Source organism: Pseudomonas sp., from assembly GCF_050739995.1.
Taxonomy (GTDB): Bacteria; Pseudomonadota; Gammaproteobacteria; order Pseudomonadales; family Pseudomonadaceae; genus Aquipseudomonas.
In genome coordinates this window covers 1-5,037 of sequence record NZ_JBOICG010000127.1, presented here as the reverse complement: position 1 = coordinate 5,037, position 5,037 = coordinate 1, and the positions used below count along the sequence as shown (strand labels likewise).

The window sequence follows — 5,037 nt, the reverse complement described above, 5'->3', positions numbered from 1 at the left end:
GTCGCCCGTGCCGGCAGCGCCACCAGCACCCACCAGCGTATGGGCTTCGTCGATAAACAGGATGATCGGCTTGGGCGACGCCTGCACGTCTTCGATGACCTGGCGCAGGCGCTGTTCGAACTCGCCTTTCATGCTGGCGCCGGCTTGCAGCAGGCCTACGTCGAGGCTGCGCAGTTCCACGTCTTTCAGCGCGGGCGGCACGTCACCGGCGACGATGCGCAGGGCAAAGCCTTCCACCACGGCGGTCTTGCCCACGCCGGCTTCACCGGTGAGGATCGGGTTGTTCTGGCGGCGGCGCATGAGGATGTCGACCAGTTGGCGGATCTCTTCGTCACGTCCCACAATCGGGTCGAGCTTGCCGCTGCGCGCCTGTTCGGTCAGGTCGACCGTGAAGCGCTTGAGCGCTTCCTGCTTGCCCATCGCGCTCGGCGCCATGGCACCGCTGGCTTCGCCCGGCACCGCGCCGGCACTGAAGCCATCGCTGGCGCTCAACGCGTTCTCGGGCGAATCGCCGACGTACTCGTCAAAGCGCTCGCTCAGGGCCTCGGCCTTGATCTTGTCGAACTCGGAAGACAAGCCCAGCAACGCATGGCGCAGGCTTGGGGTCTTCAAAATTCCGAGCACCAAGTAGCCGGTCCGCACCTGGCTTTCACCAAACATCAGGCTGCCATACACCCAGCCACGCTCAACGGCTTCTTCCACGTGGGAGGACAGGTCGGTGATCGACGTCGAGCCGCGTGGCAGGCGGTCCAGGGCTTCGGTCAAGTCGCGGGCCAGACGCGCCGGCTCCACGTTGAACTGACGGATGATGCGGTGCAGGTCCGAGTCCTGCAGTTGCAGCAACTGGTGAAACCAGTGGGCCAGTTCCACATACGGGTTGCCCCGCAGTTTGCAGAAGACGGTGGCGGCTTCGATGGCCTTGTAGGCCACGCTGTTGAGTTTGCCGAACAGTGCGGCGCGACTGATTTCACCCATGCTCTGGATTCCTTGAGGTGGTGGCCTGATCGGCATAATGCCGGGCCAGGATTAGGTCGTTGGCGTCATGCGCGGGTTGGCCGAGCCAGGTGTTGAAGCCCAGGCGGAACTGGCCGTTGAGTTGCAGCGCCGGTACTTCAGGTTGTTGCAGAACCAGGTTCAAGTCCCAGTCCAGTTCATGGCCCAGGTACTCGGCCACCCACGCCACCAGTTCGTTAAACGGCTGGTGGCCGGGCAGCATGCCCATGTAGTCATCGAGCTTGAGCGGGCCTAAGCGAATACGAAATTTATGCTGGCGGTCCCACACATGGCTGCCGAGACAAAAGTCCACGCCCAACTGGTTGGCGCTCACGCCCACGCGGCTGCGCTCGGGCAGTTCCAGCCATTGGCCGATGTATTCTTCGATCTCCACCGGCAGGCCGAAATACTCACCGAGGATCGCCTTCAAACCGTCCGGGTAACGGGTCTGCGCCGACAGGTGGCCGCTGTAATGCAGCTTTGCGGTATCAGGGATGAGCCCCTGATTCAGCAGGCTCGGCATGCCCCGTCCACTCAGGGCTGCGAGGCGCGCGGACCAGTAATCATCGTCCGGGCGGTCGTGACTGACCGTCGGCCGCGCCTCGGCCCAGGCCCGGTAAAACAGGCTGAGCAGGCGATGGTGGAACACATCCAGGAACTGCTTGCTGGTACTGTCGGCGTTGTTGCGCTGACGCTCGCGCACGTACTCGGTGATATGCAGCGGCAGCGGGCCGTTGGGGCCGCCCAGGCCGAAGAAGAACTGCTCCAGGCGCGCTGGCTTGCCGTCGCCACCGGGATCGACCGAGGCCAGGGTAGCCGGGGCGAAGGTGCAATCGGCTTGTTGCCCCATGCGCAGCGGGTCATCCGCCAGGCGCAGGGAATGGCCCAGGCGCGGCAGGTCCGGCGATTCGCACTCGATACGCCGCAGCGCCTGGAAGAAATCGTATTCCCAGGGCTCCTGATGCATCGCATCCAGGGTACTCACAGGGTCGGACGACGTCCGGGCTTGGCTTTCCATCGCATGATCTCGCCGCGTTCGGTGGTACGAATCACCGTCTCGGTAAAGCTGTTGATCGACACGTAGCGTGTCAGGAAGCGTTCCAGTACCGCACCGAGCAGGAACACACCGGTGCCGCGAAACGCGTTTTCATCGAACTCCAGGGTGATCTCCAGGCCACGGCCAAACACAATCGGGCCGGGCATGGGCAGGCGTCGAGTCACGGCTTTGCTGCTGACTTCGCGCAAGCCCTCGATCTGCAATTGCAAGGCGGCGTCGTTGCTGTCGCCGTACAGGCGCAGCAGTTCGCGCAAGGCGCCCGCGCCCTGGCCTTGCTCGCTCAGGGACAAATAGTTGAGCGACAACTGGCTGATCAGGCGCCAGGCCTTGGCGTCGTGGGCGTGGCTGGCGCGGGGTCGGCTTGGGCCCGCGACACAACGCACGGCCAAGACCGGCGCGCTGTCGGCCAGGGTGAAGTCGGTCTTGCCATTGCCTACGCTCATGAACAGCGGCAAATCACGGTTGGTACACAGTGCGGTCACGCCAAGTTGGCGCAGGTCGTGACGGTAGGGTGCCTGCTTGCTGTCCACCAGGCTGACAAAGGTTTCGCTGCCCACATAGGTGGAGCGCGGGCCGTTGCGACGCTGGTCGCTGGACAGCACGCGCGGCTCGCGACGCACGGTGTAATAAGCCTGGTCGCGGCCGTAGCGGGATGGATCGCGCACGGCATAGAACGGCAGGAACGGCTGCTCCGGTCCGGTGCCGTGACCGGTGATGCCGCTCAACGAATGAATCTCGAAATCCATCGGCCGTGTGCGGTCGGCGATCACATGGTGTTCATTGACGCGATCGGACAAGTGAATGCGGTCCACACGCTTGGGAAACAGGTTGATCGCCGGGGTACAAAATGGCAGGAACTGTGCCGCGCCGACACTGCCTTCCAGGCTTGGCTCATGGCGGTCGAACAACACGATCAGTTCCAGCTCCTGGCCGTCGCAGCGCTTGACCGCACGGCGCAGTTCGGCGAATTCGACGAACAGGAAGCGGTGGGGCAGGGCGAAGTATTCCTGCAACAGGCGATAGCCCTGGAAGGCGCGCGCCACCACGGGCATGGCGGCGTCGGCGTCGTCAAACCCACGGGAGCGCAATGCGTCCTGCGGCAGGCGCTCGACCCAATCACCACCCGGCTTGCGCGCGAACACTGCGCAGGCATTGCCCAGCAGTTGTTCGTAGAGGCGAAACGGTTGTTCGTCGGCACCGCTGAGGTACAGCGGCAAGCAGTCCAGGTCGAGGCTGTTGAACGGCAGCTCGGCGCCGGTGCGCAGGGTCAGGCGCAAACCGGCCTTGGCTTTCGGCTCGCTGGCGGCCAGGCGGCCCAACACCGCGGCGGGGTTGCCGAAGTACTCGGCGTTGCTCACCTGCAATGGCCATAGCGTCACCGGGTGTGCGGTGCGGTACTCGCAGCAGGTCTGGGTTTCGCGGCCCAACGCGGCACGCAGTACGCTGTCGCGCGGCAGCGGGAAACCGCTGGCCAGTGAGCCTTCGTCCGGGTCGGTCTGCAGTTGCACCACAGTCATCGACGGTGTCGGCGCCAGGTAGTGCGGGTAGGCGATTTCCAGCAGGTTGTGGGTGAAGGTCGGGTACTCGGCGTCGAGTTTGAGCTGCACGCGGGCCGTGAGGTAAGCAAAGCCTTCGAGCAAACGTTCGACGTACGGGTCGGCGCAGTCCATGCCGGACAGGGTCAGCCGACTGGCGATCTTTGGGTATTCCTTGGCGAACTCGGCGGCGCTTTCGCGCACGTGGTGCAGTTCCTGGTTGTACAGCTCCAGCAGGCGCGGGTTCATGGACGCCTCCGCTGGTCGGCATTCACCACGCGTACATGGCCGGACTCCAGGTCGAGGTCGGTTTGCAGCAACAGGCGCAACGGCACCGGCTGTGCCCACAGGTCGCCTTCGATCTCGAAACTCAGGGCGTTGTGGTTCATCTCGTCATGGCCGACGCGGGCTTTGACGCGCAGGGTGTGGCGCAAAATACGTGGCTCAAAGGTGGCGATGGCCTGGTAGATCAGCGCCTCCAGCGTCTTGATGTCGACGCTGGAAACACTGTTGCCCGCCAGTGCCGGCAGGCCATAGTTGACCACGGAGGTGCCGGCCGGGGTGTGCAGCGTGGCATCGGTATCCAGCAACGACGTGGTGTTGAGCAGCCACGCCAGGTCACGCAGTACCGAGGCCTTCAATTGGGTCAGGGACAGCACGCGTTTGTCGGCGCTTTCCTTGGGGTTGGTCGGGTCGTCGTCGGTCAACCGGTCCAGCAGGGACGGTTGCAGACGGTCGCGGGAAGCGATTTCAGTTACCACCAAAGCAGCTCCACGGACGGGGTATGAGAAGAACAAGGTTTCTGGGGCCGTGGCGGGGAGCCACGGCCACCAGAGCTATCAGCGCTTGGTGTTGGAACGGATGTTCCAGCCAAACTTGATCGCGCCGCCGTCTTTGGTGCCGTCGGCTTTCTGCGGCTGGTAGTCGACCATCACTTGGGCAAAGTTCAGGGTAACGTTCTCGGTCAGGCGGTCGTCGGTGCCCGAACCACCGGTGCTCAGGGACGTAACCAACACTTCTTCCAGGTTGATCACCATGTATTCGACCTGGCTTTCACCACCGGCCTTGCGCACGGTGAGCTTGACCTTGTCGATGTGCTTGCCGCTGGCGCAGTGCATCATGAGGTTGGGCGAAGCCTTGTCGACGTATTTGGTCAGCGACAGGTCCTGGATGTTCACCTTGCCCGCGCCGCCGCCACCGCCAACGTGCATATTGCCGGACTGGGCCATGCCCCAGCTCCAGTTCAATACATCGATTTCGTCCTTGTGGGCCTTGTCCATGGACTCGCCCTTGATGTCGCCGATCTTGATGAAAATATCAACAGCCATGTTTTCTCCCTGTGTGGACTCAGCCACGATATTTGTTTAAGCCCAATGGGCAATGCTGTTCTGTGGGAGCTGGCTTGCCTGCGATTGCGTCGCCGCGGTCTGACTGGCAGACCGCGTCGCGTGC

At 63.4% G+C, this 5,037-nt stretch carries 5 protein-coding genes; all 5 read right to left on the bottom strand.

The window, feature by feature from the left end; all coding sequences use genetic code 11:
* The coding region (locus ACRESD_RS04395; RefSeq protein WP_431749803.1) for an AAA family ATPase at positions 1-975 on the bottom strand (975 nt) is incomplete at its 3' end.
* Entirely contained in the window at positions 968-2,011 is a 1,044-nt protein-coding gene (tssG, locus tag ACRESD_RS04390; RefSeq protein WP_431749802.1) for a type VI secretion system baseplate subunit TssG, read from the bottom strand. The genes tssG and ACRESD_RS04395, both read right to left, overlap by 8 nt.
* Positions 1,975-3,834 (bottom strand): type VI secretion system baseplate subunit TssF, encoded by a 1,860-nt coding sequence (tssF, locus tag ACRESD_RS04385; protein WP_431749801.1) that lies wholly within the window; start codon positions 3,832-3,834, stop codon positions 1,975-1,977. The genes tssG and tssF overlap by 37 nt, the downstream gene beginning before the upstream one ends.
* Positions 3,831-4,346, bottom strand: a complete 516-nt coding sequence (tssE, locus tag ACRESD_RS04380) for a type VI secretion system baseplate subunit TssE (protein WP_431749800.1) — start codon at positions 4,344-4,346, stop codon at positions 3,831-3,833. Before tssE ends, tssF begins: the two co-directional genes overlap by 4 nt.
* Positions 4,347-4,424: 78 nt before the next feature.
* Complete coding sequence (locus ACRESD_RS04375) at positions 4,425-4,913, bottom strand: Hcp family type VI secretion system effector (RefSeq protein ID WP_005792512.1); 489 nt, start codon at positions 4,911-4,913, stop codon at positions 4,425-4,427.
* Positions 4,914-5,037: the final 124 nt, after the last annotated feature.